Annotated in this window: 17 protein-coding genes; 9 read left to right on the top strand and 8 right to left on the bottom strand. The window is 68.1% G+C overall.

The features are described 5' to 3' along the window. Positions 1 to 6 precede the first annotated feature (6 nt). The 3 genes from BM198_RS03065 to BM198_RS03055 are packed head-to-tail and all read left to right on the top strand — an operon-like array spanning position 7 to position 2,767. The gene (locus tag BM198_RS03065; RefSeq protein ID WP_074967694.1) at positions 7 to 786 is read left to right on the top strand and encodes an ABC transporter ATP-binding protein; all 780 of its coding nucleotides are present in this window, start codon (positions 7 to 9) and stop codon (positions 784 to 786) included. Continuing rightward, a complete protein-coding gene (locus tag BM198_RS03060) occupies positions 783 to 1,748 on the top strand; it encodes an ABC transporter substrate-binding protein (protein ID WP_074967692.1) in 966 nt (321 codons plus the stop codon). The genes BM198_RS03065 and BM198_RS03060 overlap by 4 nt, the downstream gene beginning before the upstream one ends. Then, positions 1,745 to 2,767: a FecCD family ABC transporter permease gene (locus BM198_RS03055; protein WP_139233555.1), complete on the top strand. Its 1,023-nt coding sequence runs from the start codon at positions 1,745 to 1,747 to the stop codon at positions 2,765 to 2,767. Before BM198_RS03060 ends, BM198_RS03055 begins: the two co-directional genes overlap by 4 nt. Positions 2,768 to 3,142: 375 nt before the next feature. On the opposite strand, the gene BM198_RS03050 is transcribed toward BM198_RS03055, so the two are convergent. Both BM198_RS03050 and BM198_RS03045 read right to left on the bottom strand, forming a co-directional pair. After that, complete coding sequence (locus BM198_RS03050; RefSeq protein WP_074967688.1) at positions 3,143 to 4,417, bottom strand: CynX/NimT family MFS transporter; 1,275 nt, start codon at positions 4,415 to 4,417, stop codon at positions 3,143 to 3,145. 29 nt (positions 4,418 to 4,446) lie between these two features. Then, positions 4,447 to 5,097, bottom strand: a complete 651-nt coding sequence (locus BM198_RS03045; RefSeq protein ID WP_069565353.1) for a FadR/GntR family transcriptional regulator — start codon at positions 5,095 to 5,097, stop codon at positions 4,447 to 4,449. 182 nt (positions 5,098 to 5,279) lie between these two features. Here BM198_RS03045 and BM198_RS03040 point away from each other — a divergent pair, with 182 nt between their 5' ends. Beyond that, positions 5,280 to 5,528, top strand: coding sequence for a hypothetical protein (locus BM198_RS03040; protein ID WP_074967686.1), 249 nt, complete (start codon positions 5,280 to 5,282; stop codon positions 5,526 to 5,528). Between the two features lie 5 nt (positions 5,529 to 5,533). On the opposite strand, the gene BM198_RS03035 is transcribed toward BM198_RS03040, so the two are convergent. Continuing rightward, the gene (locus tag BM198_RS03035; protein ID WP_074967684.1) at positions 5,534 to 6,502 is read right to left on the bottom strand and encodes a GlxA family transcriptional regulator; all 969 of its coding nucleotides are present in this window, start codon (positions 6,500 to 6,502) and stop codon (positions 5,534 to 5,536) included. Between the two features lie 107 nt (positions 6,503 to 6,609). Between BM198_RS03035 and BM198_RS03030 the strand changes: the two genes are divergently transcribed. Beyond that, a complete protein-coding gene (locus BM198_RS03030; RefSeq protein WP_044400321.1) occupies positions 6,610 to 7,158 on the top strand; it encodes a thioesterase family protein in 549 nt (182 codons plus the stop codon). A gap of 57 nt (positions 7,159 to 7,215) precedes the next feature. Here BM198_RS03030 and BM198_RS03025 read toward each other — a convergent pair whose 3' ends face one another. Beyond that, positions 7,216 to 7,842: a TetR/AcrR family transcriptional regulator gene (locus BM198_RS03025; RefSeq protein ID WP_074967682.1), complete on the bottom strand. Its 627-nt coding sequence runs from the start codon at positions 7,840 to 7,842 to the stop codon at positions 7,216 to 7,218. A 463-nt stretch (positions 7,843 to 8,305) separates the two neighbouring features. On the opposite strand from BM198_RS03025, the gene BM198_RS03020 reads away from it, so the two are divergent. From BM198_RS03020 to BM198_RS03010, 3 genes are all read left to right on the top strand, one after another. Beyond that, complete coding sequence (locus tag BM198_RS03020; protein ID WP_074967681.1) at positions 8,306 to 9,928, top strand: methyl-accepting chemotaxis protein; 1,623 nt, start codon at positions 8,306 to 8,308, stop codon at positions 9,926 to 9,928. Between the two features lie 311 nt (positions 9,929 to 10,239). Further along, positions 10,240 to 11,544 carry a methyl-accepting chemotaxis protein gene (locus BM198_RS30610; protein ID WP_074967679.1) on the top strand — a complete coding sequence of 435 codons (1,305 nt, stop codon included), beginning with the start codon at positions 10,240 to 10,242 and terminating at the stop codon, positions 11,542 to 11,544. A 74-nt stretch (positions 11,545 to 11,618) separates the two neighbouring features. Further along, positions 11,619 to 12,047 carry a thiol-disulfide oxidoreductase DCC family protein gene (locus BM198_RS03010; RefSeq protein ID WP_074967677.1) on the top strand — a complete coding sequence of 143 codons (429 nt, stop codon included), beginning with the start codon at positions 11,619 to 11,621 and terminating at the stop codon, positions 12,045 to 12,047. 271 nt (positions 12,048 to 12,318) lie between these two features. Here BM198_RS03010 and BM198_RS03005 read toward each other — a convergent pair whose 3' ends face one another. The 3 genes from BM198_RS03005 to BM198_RS02995 are packed head-to-tail and all read right to left on the bottom strand — an operon-like array spanning position 12,319 to position 16,187. Continuing rightward, positions 12,319 to 13,194 carry a hypothetical protein gene (locus BM198_RS03005; RefSeq protein WP_074968036.1) on the bottom strand — a complete coding sequence of 292 codons (876 nt, stop codon included), beginning with the start codon at positions 13,192 to 13,194 and terminating at the stop codon, positions 12,319 to 12,321. Between the two features lie 30 nt (positions 13,195 to 13,224). Continuing rightward, positions 13,225 to 14,499 (bottom strand): sensor histidine kinase, encoded by a 1,275-nt coding sequence (locus BM198_RS03000; RefSeq protein ID WP_074967675.1) that lies wholly within the window; start codon positions 14,497 to 14,499, stop codon positions 13,225 to 13,227. A gap of 32 nt (positions 14,500 to 14,531) precedes the next feature. After that, positions 14,532 to 16,187 (bottom strand): phosphoethanolamine transferase, encoded by a 1,656-nt coding sequence (locus BM198_RS02995; protein WP_074967673.1) that lies wholly within the window; start codon positions 16,185 to 16,187, stop codon positions 14,532 to 14,534. 229 nt (positions 16,188 to 16,416) lie between these two features. Between BM198_RS02995 and BM198_RS02990 the strand changes: the two genes are divergently transcribed. Next, a complete protein-coding gene (locus tag BM198_RS02990; RefSeq protein WP_044400299.1) occupies positions 16,417 to 17,187 on the top strand; it encodes a COG4705 family protein in 771 nt (256 codons plus the stop codon). A gap of 67 nt (positions 17,188 to 17,254) precedes the next feature. Here BM198_RS02990 and BM198_RS02985 read toward each other — a convergent pair whose 3' ends face one another. Then, positions 17,255 to 19,201, bottom strand: a complete 1,947-nt coding sequence (locus BM198_RS02985) for a methyl-accepting chemotaxis protein (RefSeq protein WP_074967671.1) — start codon at positions 19,199 to 19,201, stop codon at positions 17,255 to 17,257. Positions 19,202 to 19,330 lie beyond the last annotated feature (129 nt).

Raw genomic sequence — 19,330 nt, 5'->3', positions numbered from 1 at the left:
TACGCCATGTCCCGCCTGAACCTCCATGACCTGCACTGGGCCCCTGACGGCGCCCTCGCCGGTTGGTCCCTGGACGGCATCGGGCTGGACGTGGAGGAAGGCGAGTTCGTCGGCCTCATCGGCCCCAACGGCAGCGGCAAGAGCAGCCTGCTGCGCTGCATCTACCGCGCCGCCCGCCCCCACGGCGGCACGGTGCGGGTGGACGACGAGGACATCTGGCGCCAGCCGCCGCGCTGGTGCGCACAGCGGGTCGCCGTGGTGCTGCAGGAGTTCCCCAGCGACTTCGGCCTCAGCGTCGCCGAGGTCGCCGCCATGGGCCGCTCGCCCCACCAGGGGCCGTTCGACGGCGACACCGCCGCCGACCGCGCCCGGGTCAGCGAAGCGCTGCGCCAGGTGGCCCTGGAGGCTCACCGCGACACCCCCTTCGCCCGACTCTCCGGCGGCGAGAAGCAACGCGCCCTGCTGGCCCGCGCCCTGGTGCAAGACCCCGGCCTGCTGCTGCTCGACGAACCCACCAACCACCTCGACCCGCGCTACCAGTTGGAGCTGCTGGCCCTGCTGCGACGCCTGCGGCTGAGCACCCTGGCCAGCTTCCACGACCTCAACCTAGCCGCTGCCTTCTGCGACCGCCTGCTGGTGCTCGACGGCGGCCGCCTGGTGGCCAGCGGCACCCCCGAAGCCGTGCTCACGCCGCAACGCCTGCTGGAGGTGTTCGGCACCCCCGCGCTGGTGGACCGCCACCCCATCGGCGGCCACCCGCGCATCACCTGGATCACCCCCCCATGAAAAGCCGCTCCCTCGCCCTCACCGCCCTGCTGCTCGCCAGCGGCGCCCAGGCCACCCAGTACCCGGTGACCATCACCAGCTGCAACCGCCAGGTGGTGTTCGAGCACGCCCCCACCCACGCCGTCAGCCAGGACGTGAACCTCACCGGCATGCTGATCGCCCTCGGCCTGCGCGAACGCATGGCCGGCTACAGCGGCGTCAGCGGCTGGAAGACCCTGGACCCGAGCCTGCGCGAGGCCCTCGCCGGCCTGCCGGAACTGGCCCGCAAGTACCCCTCGGTGGAAACCCTGCTGGCCGCCGACACCGACTTCTTCTTCGCCGGCTGGAACTACGGCATGCACGTGGGTGGCGACGTCACCCCCGCCACCCTCGCGCCGCTGGGCATCCCGGTGTACGAACTGAGCGAGTCCTGCGCCCACGTCATGCCCCGCGAGGCGGCCAGCCTCGATGACCTCTACCGCGACCTGGAGAACCTCGGCCGCATCTTCGACGTCGAGCCCCGCGCCCAGGCCCTGGTGACCGGCCTCAAGGCCCGCGTGGCGGCCGTGGGCGAACGCCTGGCCGGCGTCGCCGAGCGGCCCCGGGTGTTCCTCTACGACAGCGGCGAAGACCGCCCCTTCAGCAGTGGCCGCCTCGGCATGCCCCAGGCCCTGATCGAAGCCGCCGGCGGGCACAACCTGCTCAGCGACCTGGCCGCCAGCTGGACCCAGGTCAACTGGGAAACCGTGGTGGAGCACGACCCGCAGGTGATCGTCATCGTCGACTACGGCGAGCGCAGCTGGCAGCAGAAGCGCGACTTCCTGCTGGCCCAGCCGGCCCTGGCCGGGGTCACCGCCATCCGCGAGCGGCGCTTTCTGGTGCTGCCCTACCTGGACGCCACGCCCTCGGTGGAGAACGCCGCCGCCATCGAAGCCCTCGCCGCCGGGTTGCACCCGCAGGTGTTCGCCGGGGCCGCCCGGTGAGGCCGTTGCGCTCGGCCGGTGCCTTCCGCCTGCTGCTGGCGGGGCTGGCAGCGTTGCTGGCGCTGTCGCTGGTGGCCGCCCTCGGCTTCGGCCCGGCGCGGCTGCCCCAGGAGCAGGTCTGGGCCATCGTCGGCGAGCGCCTGGGGCTGCTGCAGCGGGGCGACTGGAGCGACGGCCAGGCCAGCATCGTCTGGCTGATCCGCGCCCCACGGGTGCTGCTCGGCGCCCTGGTGGGTGCCGGCCTCGCCCTGGTGGGCAGCGCCCTGCAGGCCACCACCCGCAACCCCCTGGCCGACCCGCACCTGCTGGGCGTCAGTTCCGGCGCCGCCCTCGGCGCGGTGCTGGTGGTGCTCTACCTGGGCGAGTTCGCCGGCCACCTGAGCCTGCCCCTGGCAGCCTTCGTCGGCGCCCTGGCGAGCACCGCCCTGGTGCTGGCCATCGCCAGCCGCCACGGCCGCCTGGAGAGCGACCGCCTGTTGCTGGCGGGCGTGGCGGTGTCCTTCCTGTGCATGGCGCTGGTCAACCTGCTGCTGTTCCTCGGCGACCCGCATGCCGCCAGCTCGGTGCTGTTCTGGATGCTCGGCGGGCTCGGCCTCGCCCGCTGGGAGCTGCTGGCCCTGCCAGCCGTCAGCCTGGCCCTCGGCCTGGCGCTGCTGATGGCCCAGGCGCGTGGCCTGAACGCACTGATGAGCGGCGAAGACACCGCTGCCAGCCTCGGCTTCGAACCCCGCCGGGTGCGCCTCTGGGTGTTCCTCTGCGCCTCGCTGCTGACCGGCGTGCTGGTGGCCCTGAGCGGCGCCATCGGCTTCGTCGGGCTGATGCTGCCGCACCTGGCGCGCCGCCTGGTGGGCGCCGAGCACCGCCGCCTGCTGCCCACCAGCGCCCTGCTCGGCGCGCTGTTTCTGGTCTGGGTGGACGTCGGCGCCCGCACCCTCGCCGCCCCCCAGGACCTGCCCATCGGCATCGCCACTGCCGCCATCGGCGGGCTGTTCTTCATCGGCCTGCTGCGCCGCCGCTGACGCCCCCTCCCCGTAGCCCGGACTTCAGTCCGGGAGCAGACAGCACACAACCCTGGGCTGAAGCCCAGGCTACGGCCTGCCCCCCCCGCGTAGCCCGGACTTCAGTCCGGGAGCAGGCAGCACACCACTCTGGGCTGAAGCCCAGGCTACGGACTGAGCCAACCCCACGTAGCCCGGACTTCAGTCCGGGAACAGGCAGCACACCGCCCTGGGCTGAAGCCCAGGCTACGGACTGCACCACCCCGTGTAGCCCGGACTTCAGTCCGGGAGCAGGCGGCACACAATCCCGGGCTGACGCACGGGCTGCGGACGGCACCCATATACCCGGAAACGACAACGCCGGCCCCGGGGCCGGCGTTGTCGTGGGTGTGGGTGTCAGAGGTGTTCGCTGCGGGCATTCACCAGCAGGTTGCGCCCGGCCCCCAGGCCGAAGGCGGTGGCCGCCAGGCTGACGCCGACGAAGATGAAGCCCACCGCGCTCCAGCCGTGGGTCAGGTCGTGCACCACGCCCACCGCCAGCGGGCCCATGGCGGCCAGGGTGTAGCCCACGCCCTGGGCCATGCCGGAGAGGTTGGCGGCCACGTGGGCGTCCCGCGAGCGCAGGACGATCAGCGCCAACGCGATGCTGAAGGTGCCGCCCTGCCCCAGGCCGAGCACCACCGCCCAGCCCCAGATGCCGCCCAGGGGCGCATAGAGCATTCCCATCAGTCCCGCCAGGGTCATGCCCATCACCAGCACCACGGCCAGGCGCTGGTCCCGCGCTCGGGTGGCCAGCCAGGGGGCGCCGAGGGCGCTGACCAACTGGGTCATCACCGAGCCGGACATCACCAGCCCGGCCTCCACGGCGGACAGCCCGCGGTCGATCAGGATCGACGGCAGCCAGCCGAACACGATGTAGGCCAGGGAGGACTGCAACCCCATGTACAGGGTCACCTGCCAGGCCAGCGGGTCACGCCAGAGGCCGCTCACCCGGTAGGCCTGACGGCCGGCATGGGCGGACTGCCGCGCCTGGGGCAGCCACACCAGCGCCGCGAGGATCGCCGGCAGCGCCCAGAAGGCCAGGGCCGGTTGCCAGGCGCCATCCAGCACACCGGCGAGGGGCACGGTGGCCCCGGCGGCCAGCGCCGCACCCAGGCACAGGGCCATGGTGTAGACACCGGTCATGAGCCCGGCGATGTGGGGGAAATCGCGCTTGACGATACCCGGCAGCAGCACGCCGATAATGCCGATGCTGGCACCGGCCATGACGCTGCCGAGGAACAGCCCGGCCAGGGGGAACAGGCTGCGCAGGACGATGCCGCCGGCCAGGACGAGAAGGATCAGCAGCACCGTGCGCTCGCTGCCCAGGCGCCGCGCCAGGATCGGCGCCAGCGGGGCGAACAGGCCGAGGCAGAGCACCGGCAGGGTGGTCAGCAGACCGGCCCCGGAGGCGGAGAGCCCGGTGGCCTCGCGCACCATGTTGAGCATCGGCGCCAGGCTGGACAGCGCCGGGCGCAGGTTCAGCGCCACCAGCACCAGCCCCACCAGCAGCAGGGCGGCGCCTCCGGCGATGGCAGGGGGCGCGGGCTCGTCGTCGGCCTCGGCGTCGATCAGCAGTTCCTCCGGCGGGCAGGCCGGCGGCATGTGGGAGGGGGAATCGTGGGCAGGCATGGCAAAGCAACTCCAGAAAAGGGCAAACGTCAGATCAGCAACGCACGGTTGGCCGCAGCGGCGGCGTCCGCGTCTTGTCGTTCGATGGCGTCCAGCAACTCGCGGTGCAGGTCGAAGCACGGCTGCGCGCGGTCGGGATCGGAAATGGTGCGCTCCAGGCCCACGCGGATGACCTGGGAGAAGTAGCGGTACAACTCGCTCAGCACCGGGTTGTGGGCGCTGTCCACCACCCGCTGGTGGAACACCAGGTCGTGGTCGATGTAGTCCTGCAGGTCTTCGTAGCTGGAGCGTGCGGCGGAGGCCGCGAGGGCTTCGCGCAGGGCGATGAGGTCTGCCTCGGTGCGGCGCAGGGCCGCCAGGCGCGAGGCCTCGATCTCGATCATCCCCCGTGCCTCCAGGGCCTGCTCCACCGAGCTTCGGGCCAGGGCCTGCATGGTGGACAGCGGGTCGGCGCAGGCGCGCACGTAGGTGCCGTCGCCCTGGCGCACTTCCAGCACGCCGGAGAAGGTCAGCACCCGCACCGCTTCGCGCACGGTGTTGCGGCTGATGCCGATGATCTCCGCCAGCTCGGGTTCGGGCGGCAGGCGCTGGCCGAGCAGCCAGGTGCCGTCGTCGATGCGCTGGCGGATCTGCTCCAGGGCGATATCCACCAGGGAGCGCTTGAGGGCCGGTGCGGACATGGCAGACATCCAATCATCCGATGAATTTCAGGGGTGCGCAGGCTAACGGCCCCGGGGCGGGTTCGCAACCCCGGATATCCTTGCGATCCAGGCAATACTCATTATCTACAACGGTGATTTTTCGCCTCCGGGGGGCATTGGTAGCCTGCTCAGCATCCCGTCACCACTGCCCCGGGGGCATCATGAAACCCACTCACATCCTGGCGCTGGCCCTTGCGGCCCTCGTCCTCAGCGGTTGTGCCAGCCAGCCGGAACCGCGCCCCTACACCGACGCCGAGATCAAGCAGTTCTCCCTGGAGATGCTCAACCGCGCCGGGTTGCCCTACGAGGACTACGAGAAGGTCCGCCAGGCGCTGATGAACCCCAATCCGCGCGTTTCCAGCGCCCGTCGCGACTACGAGCCGGCCTTCATCCGCAGCACCGAGGGTTGAGCCCGTCAGGCCGGAACACCGCGTACCTGGAAGGTCTTGCGGTAGGCCGCCGGCGGCATGCCGATGCGCTGCTGGAACAGCCGGCGAAATGAATTGCTGTCCTCGTACCCCACCTGGAAGGTGATGCGCTCCAGGCTTAGGCGGGTGGTCTCCAGCAGGTGCTTGGCCTGCTCCAGGCGCAGGGTCTGCAGGTACGCCAGCGGCGAGTAGCCGGTGGCCTCCTTGAAGCGCCGCTTGAAGTTGCGCGTGCCGAAACCGAAGCGCTGCGCCAGTTCGTCGATCAACACCGGCTCGGTGTAGTGTGCCTCCAGCCAGTTCTGCACCTGCAGCACCTTGGCGTCCCCATGTCCCTTGGGCGTCGACCACATGACATAGGCCGACTGCCCGGTGCGCACGCTGTCGATCAGCAGGTAGCGGCCGCAGGTCTGCGCCAGCTCCAGGGAGGCGAAGCGCCGGACCACGTGCAGCAACAGGTCCATCGCCGCGCTGGCGCCGCCACTGGTCATCACGTTGCTGTCCTCGCAGAGGATCAGCGTCTCGTCCAGCAACACCTCGGGGTAGCGCCGCCGGAACAGGCCGGCGAAGGCCCAGTGGGTGGTGGCCCGCCGCCCTTCCAGCAACCCCGCCTCCGCCAGCAGGAAGGCCGCCGTGCACATCGAGGCCACCGTCGCGCCTTCGGCATGCCGGGCCCGCAGCCAGGGCACGTAGCGGTCGAAACCGGGCAAGGCCTCGCGCAGGGTGAAGATGAAGCCCGGCACCAGCACCAGGTCGGTCCGCTCGATGCTGCCCAACGCCGCCTGCACTGCGACCCGATGCCCGCCGAGGGTGGTCACCTCCCCGCCATCCAGGGACACGCTCACCACCTCGAACGGCGGTTCGCCTTCAGCCAGCAGGTTGGCAGCGCGCAGCACCTCTAGGGCGAGGAAGGTGCTGGCGGCAGAACAGTAGTCGGTGACGAGCAGGGTGACGTGCATGGCGGCGCTCTTGCAGGTTTCGCATGGAATATGTCATTTGCGCACCTGTCCGAACAGGGGGCATGGCTCTAGATTGCGCGGGTCTTCCCCAATCGGTCCGACCTGCCATGAATCTCTGGTTCCGCCTGCTCCTGATGCTCCTCCGCCGCCCCTGGCGCAAAGCCGTCCACGGCCTCGACACCACCGTCATCCGCATGCGGGTCTGGCCGTTGGACCTGGACTTCAACCGTCACGTCAACAACGGCCGCTACTTCACCCTCGCCGACGTTGGGCGCATGGACTTCGTGCTGCGCAGCGGTGCCTTCCGGGTCGCCCTGCGCCACCGTGCACTGCCGGTGGTGGGCGATATCTGGGGCAAGTTCCGCCGCGAGCTGCGGCTGTTCGAAGCCTTCGAGGTCCACACCCGCCTGCTGGGCTGGGACGAGAAGTGGACCTTCATGGAGCACCGCTTCGTCAAGGACGGCCGGGTACTCGGCGTGGTGATCATGCGCGGCCTGTTCCGCAGCCCCAAGGGGCCGGTCGCCCCCGGTGAGTTCGTGCAGGAGCTGGGCGTTTCCGCCGAGTCCCCCACCCTGCCCGACTGGCTGGCGGACTGGTCCACCAGTTGCGATGGCCTCAGCCAGGGCCTGCGCCAGGAGGAAGGGCGGGAGGGCTAAGGCTCAACCCCGCGCCATGCAGCATGGCGAGGCGCTCCCCCGCCTCGCCACCCCCGCTCAGCCGCGCGGCACCAGCAGAGGCGCGAGCACCCGCTCGGCCAGGTCCCGCAGATAGTCGTCGCTGATGGCACCCTGGCTGAGGAAGTGGCGGATGTAGAGCGGCCCCACCAGCATCTCCACAACCACTTCCGGATCGACCTCCCCATGCAGTTCGCCCCGCGCCACGGCACGTTCGAAGACGGCCCGGTGGGCGGCGGCGCGCTTGCTCCAGTACAGCCGGATCAACGCGCGGTTGGCGCCTTCCCCGCTCAGGCTGAAGGCCTGGCCCACCAGGGTGGCTCCGAGGGGATCGCAGAGGAAGGCGCGGGTGCCCTGCAGCAGCAGGGTCACGTCGCCTATCAGCGAGCCGCTGTCCGGTATCGGAATCAGTTGGTCCACGTAGCGGTTGGCGGTGAAGGCGATCAGCTCGTTCACGTCTGGCCAGCGCCGGTACACCGAGGCCACGTGAACGCCGGCGCGCTTGGCTACGCGGGGAATGGAAAAAGCGATGGCGCCGTGCTCACGCAGCTCGTCCCGCGCGGCGGCCACGACCTGCTCCAGCACACGGGCACTGCGCCCGCCGGTGCGAATGCGCTTGGGAGGCGCACCAGGGGGCTCCTCGACATGGGGAGGGGGTTCTTTCATCGGGTGGTCCATTCGGTCTTCTCTGGGCAGCGGATGAAGGGTGGTCCGGGGCGGAGCGGATTTCAAACAGCGAGCCCTGCCTTGTCCCTGGCTTTTTCGGGCGCGCAGGCGGGCACCCCGCCCCGCAGGGCCAGGCACCATGCTGGCGGGACCTCGCCCAAACACTGCCTTGGGTCAAGGAAAGGCGATGTAGCGTCAGGAAATGTCAGTAAAACAATGTGAGATATGTCGCACAAATTAAGGCGAATTCATATGCTTTACGCACAAGACCAACACCCCTAGGCGCTCTGTGAAGAGTTGTCAGACGCTCGGGCACCGCTACCCCGCCGCACAGACGGCAGCACAGGAACCTGTGCAGAAGGAGCCGCCGCTTCACTGAAATCCGTTCCATCCACAGGGCAGGCCGAAGGGGGCCAGAACGTGTCGCCCGACACACCACCTTTGCATTATCTGGGGAAACACCATGTGGATTAGACAAATACGGATCGGTCTTCGCTCGGCTCTCGCCTTCTCGACGCTGGGGCTGCTGCTGGTACTGCTGGGGCTGATTGCGCTGTACCAGATGAACCGAATGGATGACATGAGCGCCGAGGTCGACACCAACTGGCTGCCCTCGATCATGGCGGTCAATGACATGAGCGCCGCCAGCTCCCGCATCCGTGCCATGACCTTGCGCTACGCCATCGTCCAGGGCGACTTCCGCGACTCCACCCTGGCCAGCCTGAGAAAGGCCGAGAGTGCCCAGGCGGATGCCGAACGCCGCTACGAGCCGATGATTTCCTCCGCCGAGGAACGCCGCCTGTATGACGCCTACAAGGTCGCCCGGGACCGCTACATGGAGCAGTCACGCCTGACCGTCTCCCAAACCCAGGCCGGCAACAGCGAGGAGGCACGCCATACCGTGGAGCAGAAGCTCGGTGACTACGCCGAACAGCTGGCCAATGCCCTCGGTGAGCTGGCCCGCATCAACAGCGAAGGGGCCAAGCGCGCCTCCGCCGCAAGCGATGCCACCTTCGACAATGCCGTGACCCTGGTGATCGTGGTGATCGCCATTGCCGTGGTGCTGACCATCCTGCTGGCGGTGATCTTCACCCGCAGCATCATCCTCCCGCTGGCCCAGGCCGTGGACGTGGCGCGCGTGGTCGCCTCCGGCAACCTGACCCACCGCATCGAGGCCCAGGGCCAGGACGAGCCGGCCCACCTGCTGCGCTCCCTGCAAGAGATGCAGACCAGCCTGCGCAGCACCATCCAGCACATCGCCGACTCCTCCAGCCAGCTCGCCTCGGCTTCGGAAGAACTGCACGCGGTGACCGAGGACTCGACCCGAGGCCTGCACCAGCAGAACACCGAGATCGAGCAGGCCGCCACCGCAGTAAACGAGATGACCACCGCCGTGGAAGAGGTGGCGCGCAACGCCGTCAGCACCTCGGAAGCCTCCAAGCAGGCCGACCACACCGCCCGCAGCGGCCGTGAGCAGGTGGGCCAGGCCGTCAACTCCATCGCCCAGCTCGCCGGGGACGTGGCCAACACCTCCAGCAAGGTGGAAGAACTGGCCGACAACGTCCGCGACATCAGCCAGGTACTGGCGGTGATCCGCTCCATTGCCGAGCAGACCAACCTGCTGGCGCTCAACGCCGCCATCGAGGCAGCACGCGCGGGCGAGCAGGGTCGCGGCTTCGCCGTGGTGGCTGACGAAGTACGGGCCCTGGCCCACCGCACCCAGCAGTCGACCCAGGAAATCGAGCAGATGATCAACACCATCCAGCAGGGCACCAGCCAGGCGGTCACCTCGATGCAGTCCAGCCGCGAGCGGGTCGACTTCACCCTGGAAGTCGCCCGCGCCGCCGGTGCCGCCCTGGACGAGATCGCCCTGGCCATCTCTTCCATCAACGAACGCAACCTGGTGATCGCCAGCGCCTCCGAGGAGCAGGCCCACGTGGCACGGGAAGTGGACCGCAACCTGGTGAACATCCGCGACCTCTCGCTGCAGACCTCCGCCGGCGCCGATCAGACCAGCGCCGCCAGCCAGGAGCTGTCGCGCCTGGCCATCGACCTCAACGGCGTGGTGCAACGCTTCCAGCTTTGAAGGCCGAAGGGGGCGTCATGCGCCCCCTGACTGCCACTGGTCGGAAATTCGCCAGAACAAATAAATGGCGCCAGAAAAATCCCACCGAAAAGCTATACAAAAATTAACCTTGTACAACCTCGGCATCCAGCCAGTTTCCTCGCGCAACATGTCCGTCTACTCGTTTCCGCTTTCTCCGGGCGGCTGGAATGGCGGCGTTCAGTGATGACCAACACAAGCCATTGACGGCCAGCAGGATGCTTGCGCTGGGGCCAAGTGACCTGACTTCGTCTAGTTTTTCTCGGCGTGCACTACGCCAGGGAGAAGACAGCATGTGGCTCAATCGCAAGAAGGAACCCGCTCCGCAGCAAACCATCGACGCGCTTGAGCTGGCCTCGATCCGCCGCTCGATGGCCACGATCGAATTCACCCCCGACGGCATCATCCTGGATGCCAGCCCTGCCTTCCTGAACGTGGTGGGCTATCGCCTCGAAGAGGTGGTGGGCCAGCACCATCGACTGTTCTGCCCCCGGCAATTGGCCGAGAGCGCCGCCTACCAGCAGTTCTGGCAACGGCTGCGTCAAGGCGAACGCTTCAGCGAGCGCTTCATGCGCCTCAACCACGCCGGCGAGGAGATCTGGCTGGAGGCGACCTACCTGCCGATCCAGAACGGACTCGGCCAGACACTGCGAATCATGAAGATCGCCACTGACATCACCGCCCAGATCAAGGCCGAGCACCGCCACGAGAGCTACATCAACGCCATCAGCCGTTCCATGGCGGTGATCGAGTTCAACCTCGCCGGCGAGGTGGTCACGGCCAACCAGAACTTCCTCAACCTCATGGGCTACCGGCTGGAGGACATCCTCGGCAAGCACCACCGCATGTTCTGCGTCGACGAAGACACCCGGGGTGATGAGTACCGGCAGTTCTGGGCCCGCCTCAACCAGGGTGAATTCCTCTCCGACCGCTATCGCCGGGTCACCCGTGACGGCCGCGTGGTCTGGTTGCGCGCCACCTACAACCCGTTGTACGACGCCAACGGGCGCCTCTACGGCGTGGTCAAGTTCGCCAGCGACATCACTGCCCAGGTGGAGCGCCGCGACGCCGAGGCCGCCGCCGCCCAACTGGCCCACGACATCGCCATGGAGACCGACGTCACTGCCGCCCAGGGCACACAGACCGTGGCCCGCACCGTCGACGTGGTCACCGAGATCGCCACCAACCTGGGGACGGTCGCCGACCAGATCGAGGGGCTGAACAAGCAGTCCGAGCAGATCACCAGCATCGTCCAGGTCATTCGCGGCATTGCCGACCAGACCAACCTGCTGGCCCTCAACGCCGCCATCGAAGCCGCCCGTGCCGGTGAGCAGGGCCGTGGCTTCGCCGTGGTGGCCGACGAAGTGCGCCAGCTCGCCTCCCGCACCAGCCAGGCCACGGTGGAAATCAACAGCGTGGTACAGCAGAACCAGAACCTGGCCCGCAGCGCGGTGAGCAGCATGAGCACCACCCAGGACCGCGCCCGGGAAGGGGTCGAGCTGGCCAACCAGGCCGGCGAAGTGATCCGCGAGATCCGCAGCGAATCCCACCGGGTGGTGGATGCCGTCGCGCAGTTCTCGGTGACCTTCGCCGACTGAGCCGCACACGCCGGTCGGTGCTTGCCGTGGACCGCACATGGGTGCAGAGTCGCGATCGCCCAAGGAGCGACACCATGAATACGCCTGACCTGCCGCTGACCCTCTACGTCGACCTTGCCTGCCCGCTCTGCGCCCGCGAGGCCCATTGGCTGGCGCGCCACGCCGACCCGGCACGGCTGCGCCTGGTAGACATCAGCGCCGTCGACTTCGACGAACAAGGAGCCGGCCGCAGCCGCCAGGAGCTGGGAGATCGCCTGCACGCCCGCAGCGCCTCGGGGCAGTGGTACACGGGCGTCGATGCCACGCTCTGGAGCTGGCGTGCCGCCGGCCTGTACCGCTGGGCCGCACCGCTGGCCTGGCGGCCCCTGCGGCCGCTGTTCAAGTTCGGCTATGGCCTGTTCCGCCGCCTCCGTCCGCACCTGGCCTGGCTGCCGCACCCGGATGGCAGCCGGCGCTGTGCCGGCCAGTGCGAGTTGCCCCCGAGCCCCCACGACAAGCCCTGACGCCCCTTCTACAGGGAGCCCGCCTTCACCCAGCAGGGCCCAACCGAAACACCCGACGGCACTGAATCGCGCAAAAAAAGAGCCGCCAGAAAGTGGCGGCTCGAAGCATGTCCGGTTGTCCCGTATGGCACCGGACACGGGGTGGAACAGCGATGAGGAGAGGAGCCGGAGGCCCAGGAGAGGGAGGCCACCTTTTCCGCATCCTTGGGGCCAAGACTAAAGCCCGCAATGTCAAAACGATGTCACACCTGTGTGAAGAATTCGTCGGCCGCTATTTTTTTTCAGCAGGGCCCTCGTGGCGGAGTTCCAGCACCCGATTACGGCCCTGCTCGGCCAGCAGGTAGCGGCCGGGCGCGACCTCCACCAGGGTCTGCGCCGAGCGCAGGTGATCCAGCACCACGCGCGGTTCATTCTTGCGGTCCCAGAGCAGCAGGCGCGCCTGGTGGGTGGCGTCTTCGCTGACCCACAGCCCCTCGCCATTGCACAGCAGGTAGCCCGGCTGGCGCAGCTGGTCGAGCACCACCGGGTCGCTCGCCTGCTCCAGGCGCAGGGCATGGACGATGCCTTTCTGCTTTTCGGAGTAGTACACCTGCCCGTCCGGGCACACCGCCACGCCCTCGCCCTCTTCCAGGCCGTCGCGCAGGGTGCTCACCTCGCCGGTGGTGGGCGCGTAGCGCAGCAGCCGCCCGTCGCCCTTGCGATCCTCGATGGCATAGAGGTGGTGGCCGTCGGTGGCCAGGCCTTCCACGTTGATGGCCGTGAACAACACGTGAACCACACCGTCGGCCAGCCACAATACCGGGTGCTCGCCCTCCTCCTGGCTGAAGGCGATCCCGCCGCGGTACTGCACCATGCCGTCGGGCTTCGACAACCCTTCCTCCAGCTCCAGGCTGGTACCGCCGGAGAGGCTGCGCAGGAGACGTCCCTGCCCGTTTCCCAGCTCCTCGCTGAGGTAGGCGCCACCTGCGCCATCGGGTAGCAAGGCGCTCACCTTCTCCAGCCCCGAGAGGCTGACGCGGAAGGTCCAGCCCTCGGCAGCCGTGACCGGGTAGAAATGCCGCCAGGCCGGAATGCACAGGCCAACCAGCAGCACCAGCGCCACGCCCGCGAACAGCGCGCGTCCGTAGCGGTTCCAGGATTCAGCCATGGCCATGGGCCTCCTTGTCGGTTGCCGGGATCAGCCCTCGAGGCTGACCGTGAAACAGCTCCCTCGCCGAGGTTCTGAACGGACGTCAACCCGCCACCCCTGCTGCTCGCAAATGCGCCGCACCAGGGACAGCCCCAGGCCGAGCCCCTCACCCCGCGCCCGCTCGCCCCGCACGAAGCTCTGGAAGATGCGTTCCTGCTCGGACTCGGCGATGCCTTCCCCGGTGTCCTCCACGCGAAACCCGGACGCCACCAGCACCAGGCGCACGCGGCCCTTCTCGGTGTAGTGCAGGGCATTGCGCAACAGGTTGGACATCACCGTCCTTAGCAGGGGCGCCTCGTAGCGTCCAGCCGGCAGCCCCTCCTCCACCACCTCGAAGGCCAGGCCCTTGGCGGAGAACTGCACAGTCCATTGCCGTGCCTGCTCGGCCGCCAGGGCATCCAGCGCCACGCTCTCGCCGGTGCGGCAACCGTCCTCGCGGTTGCGCGCCAGGCGCAGGAAGGTCTGCACCAGGTCGTTCATCTCGCCGCTGGCCCGGGCAATGCGGGCCACCTGGCCACGCTCGGCGCGGCTCAGGTGCTCGGTGGCCTGCAGCAGTTCGCAGGAGGTGATGATGATCATCAGGCCGGTGCGCAGCTCATGGCTCACGTCACTGGTGAACAGGCGCTCGCGCTCCAGGGTCTCGCGCAGTTGCCCAAGGGTCTCGTCGAAGGCCGCCGCCAACCGCCCCACCTCGTCGTCGGGGTAGTCCGGCGCCAGGCGCGGTGCCAACGGCAACAGCAGGTCGCGGTGACGCACCTGCCGGGCCAGGCGCCGCACCGGCGACATCACCCGTCGCGCCAGCAGCCGGCCCAGGCCCCAGGCGCCCAGCACGCTCAGGGCGAACCCGGCGGCCACCACGGCGAACAGCATGTGCTCGCGAGCCTCGAACTCGTGCTGCTCCTCCACCAGCATGTCCACATGGTCGGCGTGGGCACGCTTGAACACGTAGTAGGCCTCGTCACCGGCCACCCATTCGGAGAAGCCTTCCGGCAGGTCGACGAAGCGCACCGGCAGGCTGCCGTGCCCGCCCTCGGAGCTGTAGAAGCGGGTGCTGGCATCGATGCGCGCTGCCTGGTCATAGCTGACCTCGCGGCGCATGGCGAAATCCAGCTCGCGGCTCATTTCCTCGGAGACCAGGTTCTCTTCGAGGCAGTGCACGATGCCGACGATACCCAGGGAGAACAGGCCGCTGACGAGCAGCGTCATCACCACGAAGGCCAGGACGATGCGCCGCTCCAGCGGCTGCTTGCTGGGGGCCGGCATGGATCAGCCGGCCCGCGCGCGAAGTGCCACGATCACGACCCTGTGCCCGCCAACGTCGAGCCGGCCTGGCGGACCCGGCAGCCGGCGAACAGGTCCAGCCCGTCGTTGTAGGCCGTGGTCTGCAGCTGCAGCAGGCCGAGCAGGGAATGGAACAGGTTGTCCTGGCTCAGCGGCTTCTCGCGGTCCTTGGCCAGGCAGCCGGTGTCCAGGCCGAAGTCCTGGGTGTAGCTGTCGGAGAACCAGGCCAGCAACGGCACATGCTTCTGCTGGTCCGGTGCCAGCACATAGGGCGTGCCGTGGAGGAACAGGTTGTACTCGCCCAGGGACTCGCCGTGGTCGGAGAGGTAGATCATCGCGGTGTCGAGGCGATCCTGGTTGCGGCGCAGGATATCGATCAGGCTCGCCAGCACGTGGTCGGTGTAGACCAGTGTGTTGTCGTAGGCATTGACGATGCTCTCCTGGCTGCAGTCGTTCAGCGCGTTGCTGCGGCACACCGGGGTGAAGGTCTCGAACCCCTGCGGGTAGCGCTTGTAGTACTCCGGCCCATGGCTGCCGGCCTGGTGCAGCACCAGCACGGTGTCGCCCTTGAGCTGGTCGATGTAGGCCTGCAGGTCGCGCAGCAGGATCTCGTCGCGGCACTCGCCGTCGCGGCACAGGTCAGGGTCCTGGCGGTGGCTCAGGTCCACCTGGTCGACGCGGTCGCAGGCGCCCTTGCAGCCGGACTGGTTGTCCCACCAGCTCACCGTCAGGCCGGCGCGCTTGAGCACGTCCAGCAGGCCTTCCTGGGTGCGTGCCTGAGTGGCGTCATAGCCGGCCCGCCCGAGGTTGGAGAACATGCAGGGCACCGACACGGCAGTCTCGGTCCCGCAGGAGTGCACATTGGTGAAGCCCAGCAGACCGCTTTCGGCACGCAGCTTCGGCGTGGTGTCACGGGCGTAGCCCAGCACCCCGAAGTTGTCGGCCCGGGCGCTCTCGCCCACCACCAGCACGGTGAGGGACTTGCGCTGGTGCCCCACCCAGGCAGAAGACTTGCGGGCATCGGTGGCGATGCTGCGCAGCGGCTCCTGGGCGGTGGCCAGCTGCTCGCGCACGTAGCCGAAGGACGCATTCAGGTAGTTGCTCGGCACCACCAGCAGACGCAGCTCATGGTGATTGCGGAACAGCGAGGCCAGGCCCTGGTAATTGACCAGCGCCACCCCGCCCAGCACCGCCACCGACCCCACCGCCAGCACCACCTTGCCCACCAGCTCGCGGCGCAGCGAGCGGTGCCGCACCGGCACCTTCCACAGCAGCCAGCTGGGCAGCACGCCCAACAGCAGGATGTGCAGCAGCAGGCTCAGGGACATCAGCCCGTGCACTTCCTTGATGTCGGTCTCGGCCACGTTGCGCAGCATGTTGGCGTCGATCATCACGCCGTACTGGCCCATGAAATAGGCGACCCCGGAGCTGACCATGAACAGCACGATCAGCACCGGCTTGAATACCCAACGGAACGACAGCAATGCCAGCACGAAGCTGAAGATGGACAGCACCATCACCCCGAAGGCGACCCGCAGGCCGATGCCACCGGCACCCGCCGGAACGATGCTGGAGAGGTGGGACCAGAGGGGGTAGTTGTACAGCGCCAGCAGCAGCACGCTCGCCAGCAGGGCCAGGCTTTCGGGGCGGAAGGAGAGGTTCTTGAACATCGGTAGGCTCACGCAGCGAAGGGATCGTCCCTGTCGATTCGCCAGCGAGAGTAGAAAGCGCGATATCAAAAGTTCGTGAATTAAACCTTGGCAAATTGTCGAGGACGCCCTGCCAGCCAGCGCCCTTCACGCTTTTTTCAGGATTGCTTGACCCGCGCTTGACGCAATGACCCGCAGCATCGCCTCGCACCCTGCCATTCGCAGGCCCCTTCGCGAGGACACCACGCCGATGAACAAGCTTCCCCAGATCACCCTGGCCTTCTGGGTGATGAAGATCTGCGCTACCACACTCGGCGAAACCGCCGGCGACCTGCTGTCAATGACGCTGGACGTCGGCTACGCCATCAGTTCGATGATCCTCATCAGCCTGTTCCTCGTCTCCCTGGTCACCCAGCTCCGCGCCCGCACCTACAACCCGGCCCTGTACTGGACAGTGATCCTCACCACCAGCACCGCCGGCACCACCATGTCCGATTTCATGGACCGCACCCTCGGCCTCGGCTATGCCAGCGGCTCGGCGATCCTCATCTCGCTGCTGCTTGGCGTCCTGGCAGTGTGGCGGTTCAGCGAGAAATCCCTGTCCGTGGACCACATCGACAGCCGTCGCGGCGAGCTTTTCTACTGGATCGCCATCCTCGTCTCCAACACCCTCGGCACCGCCCTGGGCGATTACCTGGCCGACGACTCCGGCCTCGGCTTCGCCGGCGGTGCCCTGCTGATCGGCAGCCTGATCGCCGCCGTGGCCCTGGCCTACTACTTCACCCGCCTGTCCCATGTGCTGCTGTTCTGGCTGGCCTTCGTCCTCACCCGCCCGTTCGGCGCCACCCTCGGCGACGTCCTCACCAAACCCCACGCCAAGGGCGGCCTGGACTTCGGCACGGTCGGCTCCTCGGCGATCCTCGCCGGGGTGCTGGTGGTGCTGGTGGTCATCGCCATCCGCGCGCAACGTCAGCAGCCCCTGCTGCAGGCCATCCCCCTGCAGGACAGCCCGCCCCGTTGAGGGCAGATACATGCAAAAGGCCCTGCGGGATTGAAGCATCTCCAGCAGGGCCTTTTGCGATTCAGGATCAGGTACGGAAGCGCCGCACCAGCTGGTTCAGCTCGTTGCTGAGGTCGGTGAGGTTGTGGGCATCGCCGCGGGTGGACTCGGCGAGGTTGGCCACCAGTTGCGCATCGCCGTGGATCTGGCTGATGTGGCGGTTGATGTCCTCGGCCACCTGGTGCTGCTCTTCGGCGGCGGTGGCGATCTGGGTGTTCATGTCGCGGATCACGTCCACCGATTCGCGGATCAGCTCGAAGCTCGCCCGGGCCTGGTTGATCGACACCACCGTTTCCTGGGAGACCTCCAGGCTGGCATGCATCTGCTTGCCCATCTGGTGGGTGCGGCGGGCCAGGTTGCCCAGCAGCGTGTCGATTTCGCTGGTGGAATCGGCGGTGCGCTTGGCCAGAGCCCGCACCTCGTCGGCCACCACGGCAAAGCCCCGGCCCTGCTCGCCGGCACGGGCCGCCTCGATGGCAGCGTTGAGCGCCAGCAGGTTGGTCTGCTCGGCAATCGAGCTGATGGTGCCGAGGATGGACTGGATGTCGTTGCTGTCCTGCTCCAGCTGCTGCATGGCCTCGGCGGACTGGCCGATCTCGCGGCTCAGGCGGTCGACATTGGTCACCGCTTCGTCGATCTGCCGCTGGCCGTCGTGGGCCTGGCGCTGGCCGCTGTCGGCGGAGTCGGCGGCCTGGCTGCAGGAGCGCGCCACTTCGTTGGAGGTGGCGACCATCTCGTGGAAGGCCGTGGAGACCATGTCCACCGCCTCGCGCTGGCGGCTGGCGACCTCGGCCAGGTCCTGGGCAGTCTCGGTGGAGCGGCCGGAGGTGCTGTGGATCTCCCCGGCGGCATCACCGATACGGCGGATCAGAGTGCGGATGGCTTCGAGGAACTGGTTGAACCACCCCGCCAGCTGTGCGGTTTCGTCCTGGCCGCGCACGTCCAGGCGCGCCGTGAGGTCGCCCTCACCCTGGGCGATGCCTTCCAGGCCGCTGGCCACGCCACGGATCGGCTTGACGATGAGCCCGGCGGAGAAGCCGCCGACCAGCGCGAACAGGCCGCCGCAGGCCAGGGCGATGAGCGCGATCACCCAGCTCAGGCGGGTGGCCGAAGCCATCACCTCGTCCTCGCGGATCACCCCGATGAAGCGCCAGCCCAGCGCGTCGGACGTCCAGACGTTGGCCATGTAGCGCTCACCGCCCAGCACCACCTCTTCCAGGCCGGTGCCGGCCTTGGCCAGTTGCGCGTAGCCCTCGCCCAGGTCGCTGAGGTTCTTGAAGTTGTGCTCCGGTGCGTTGGGGTCCACCAGCACCTTGTCGTTGCCTTCCAGCAGCATCAGGTAGCCGCTCTCGCCCAGGCGGATCTGCTTGACCAGGTCGGTCAGCTGCTTGAGCGACACGTCGATGTTCACCACGCCGCCCGGGTCGCCCAGTTGGTTGGCGAAGCTGCGCACGGTGCTCACCAGCACCACGTCGTCCGCCGCCCAGTAGTAGGCGGAGGTGCGCAGCGTCCTGCCCGGCTGGGCCATGGCGGCCTGGTACCAGGGACGGGTGCGCGGGTCGTAGCAGGCGAGCTTGGGGTCGCCGGGCCAGAACACGTAGCCACCCTGCTGGGTGCCGAGGGACAGGTAGGCATAGGCCGGGTGGGACTTGGCCAGGCCGTTGAACAGCTCGAACACCTGCTCGTCCTGGGGGCCGGTGGGCAGGTCCGCTGCGTTGGCGGCGATGTACTGCTTGAGGCTGCCATCCACCGCCTGCAGGCGCGGGTGGGTGGCCAGGTAGTCGACGTTCTGGCTGATGCCCTCGAAGAACAGCTTCATGGCGTTCTCCACCTGGCGGATTTCGCGGCCGCTGCTGTCGAGGAAGTCCTCGCGCGCCTCCCCGCGCAGGTTGAGGACGATCAGCACCGCCACGAGGACGACCGGCACGCTGGCGATGGCGGCAAAGGCCATCGTGAGTTTTTGTTTTATGTTCATCTCGCTCGGATTCCTTGAGGCCGACAGATTGTATTTGCGGACATTCCATATTATGGTATACCAATATCGCAACAGCCGACCAGCGGTATCCCGAGCGGATCCGGTGGCCTGAACATCCCGGCAATGCCC

The organism is Metapseudomonas otitidis, from assembly GCF_900111835.1.
GTDB classification, from domain to species: domain Bacteria; phylum Pseudomonadota; class Gammaproteobacteria; order Pseudomonadales; family Pseudomonadaceae; genus Metapseudomonas; species Metapseudomonas otitidis.
This window is presented reverse-complemented; position numbering and strand designations above follow the sequence as displayed.

Bases quoted from the DNA above. Each gene is read 5' to 3' on its own strand.
- BM198_RS03065 (WP_074967694.1), top strand. From the start codon at position 7: ATGTCCCGCCTGAACCTCCATGACCTGCACTGGGCCCCTGACGGCGCC.
- BM198_RS03060 (WP_074967692.1), top strand. From the start codon at position 783: ATGAAAAGCCGCTCCCTCGCCCTCACCGCCCTGCTGCTCGCCAGCGGC.
- BM198_RS03050 (WP_074967688.1), bottom strand. From the start codon at position 4,417: ATGCCTGCCCACGATTCCCCCTCCCACATGCCGCCGGCCTGCCCGCCG.
- BM198_RS03045 (WP_069565353.1), bottom strand. From the start codon at position 5,097: ATGTCCGCACCGGCCCTCAAGCGCTCCCTGGTGGATATCGCCCTGGAG.
- BM198_RS03040 (WP_074967686.1), top strand. From the start codon at position 5,280: ATGAAACCCACTCACATCCTGGCGCTGGCCCTTGCGGCCCTCGTCCTC.
- BM198_RS03035 (WP_074967684.1), bottom strand. From the start codon at position 6,502: ATGCACGTCACCCTGCTCGTCACCGACTACTGTTCTGCCGCCAGCACC.
- BM198_RS03030 (WP_044400321.1), top strand. From the start codon at position 6,610: ATGAATCTCTGGTTCCGCCTGCTCCTGATGCTCCTCCGCCGCCCCTGG.
- BM198_RS03025 (WP_074967682.1), bottom strand. From the start codon at position 7,842: ATGAAAGAACCCCCTCCCCATGTCGAGGAGCCCCCTGGTGCGCCTCCC.
- BM198_RS03020 (WP_074967681.1), top strand. From the start codon at position 8,306: ATGTGGATTAGACAAATACGGATCGGTCTTCGCTCGGCTCTCGCCTTC.
- BM198_RS30610 (WP_074967679.1), top strand. From the start codon at position 10,240: ATGTGGCTCAATCGCAAGAAGGAACCCGCTCCGCAGCAAACCATCGAC.
- BM198_RS03010 (WP_074967677.1), top strand. From the start codon at position 11,619: ATGAATACGCCTGACCTGCCGCTGACCCTCTACGTCGACCTTGCCTGC.
- BM198_RS03005 (WP_074968036.1), bottom strand. From the start codon at position 13,194: ATGGCTGAATCCTGGAACCGCTACGGACGCGCGCTGTTCGCGGGCGTG.
- BM198_RS03000 (WP_074967675.1), bottom strand. From the start codon at position 14,499: ATGCCGGCCCCCAGCAAGCAGCCGCTGGAGCGGCGCATCGTCCTGGCC.
- BM198_RS02995 (WP_074967673.1), bottom strand. From the start codon at position 16,187: ATGTTCAAGAACCTCTCCTTCCGCCCCGAAAGCCTGGCCCTGCTGGCG.
- BM198_RS02990 (WP_044400299.1), top strand. From the start codon at position 16,417: ATGAACAAGCTTCCCCAGATCACCCTGGCCTTCTGGGTGATGAAGATC.
- BM198_RS02985 (WP_074967671.1), bottom strand. From the start codon at position 19,201: ATGAACATAAAACAAAAACTCACGATGGCCTTTGCCGCCATCGCCAGC.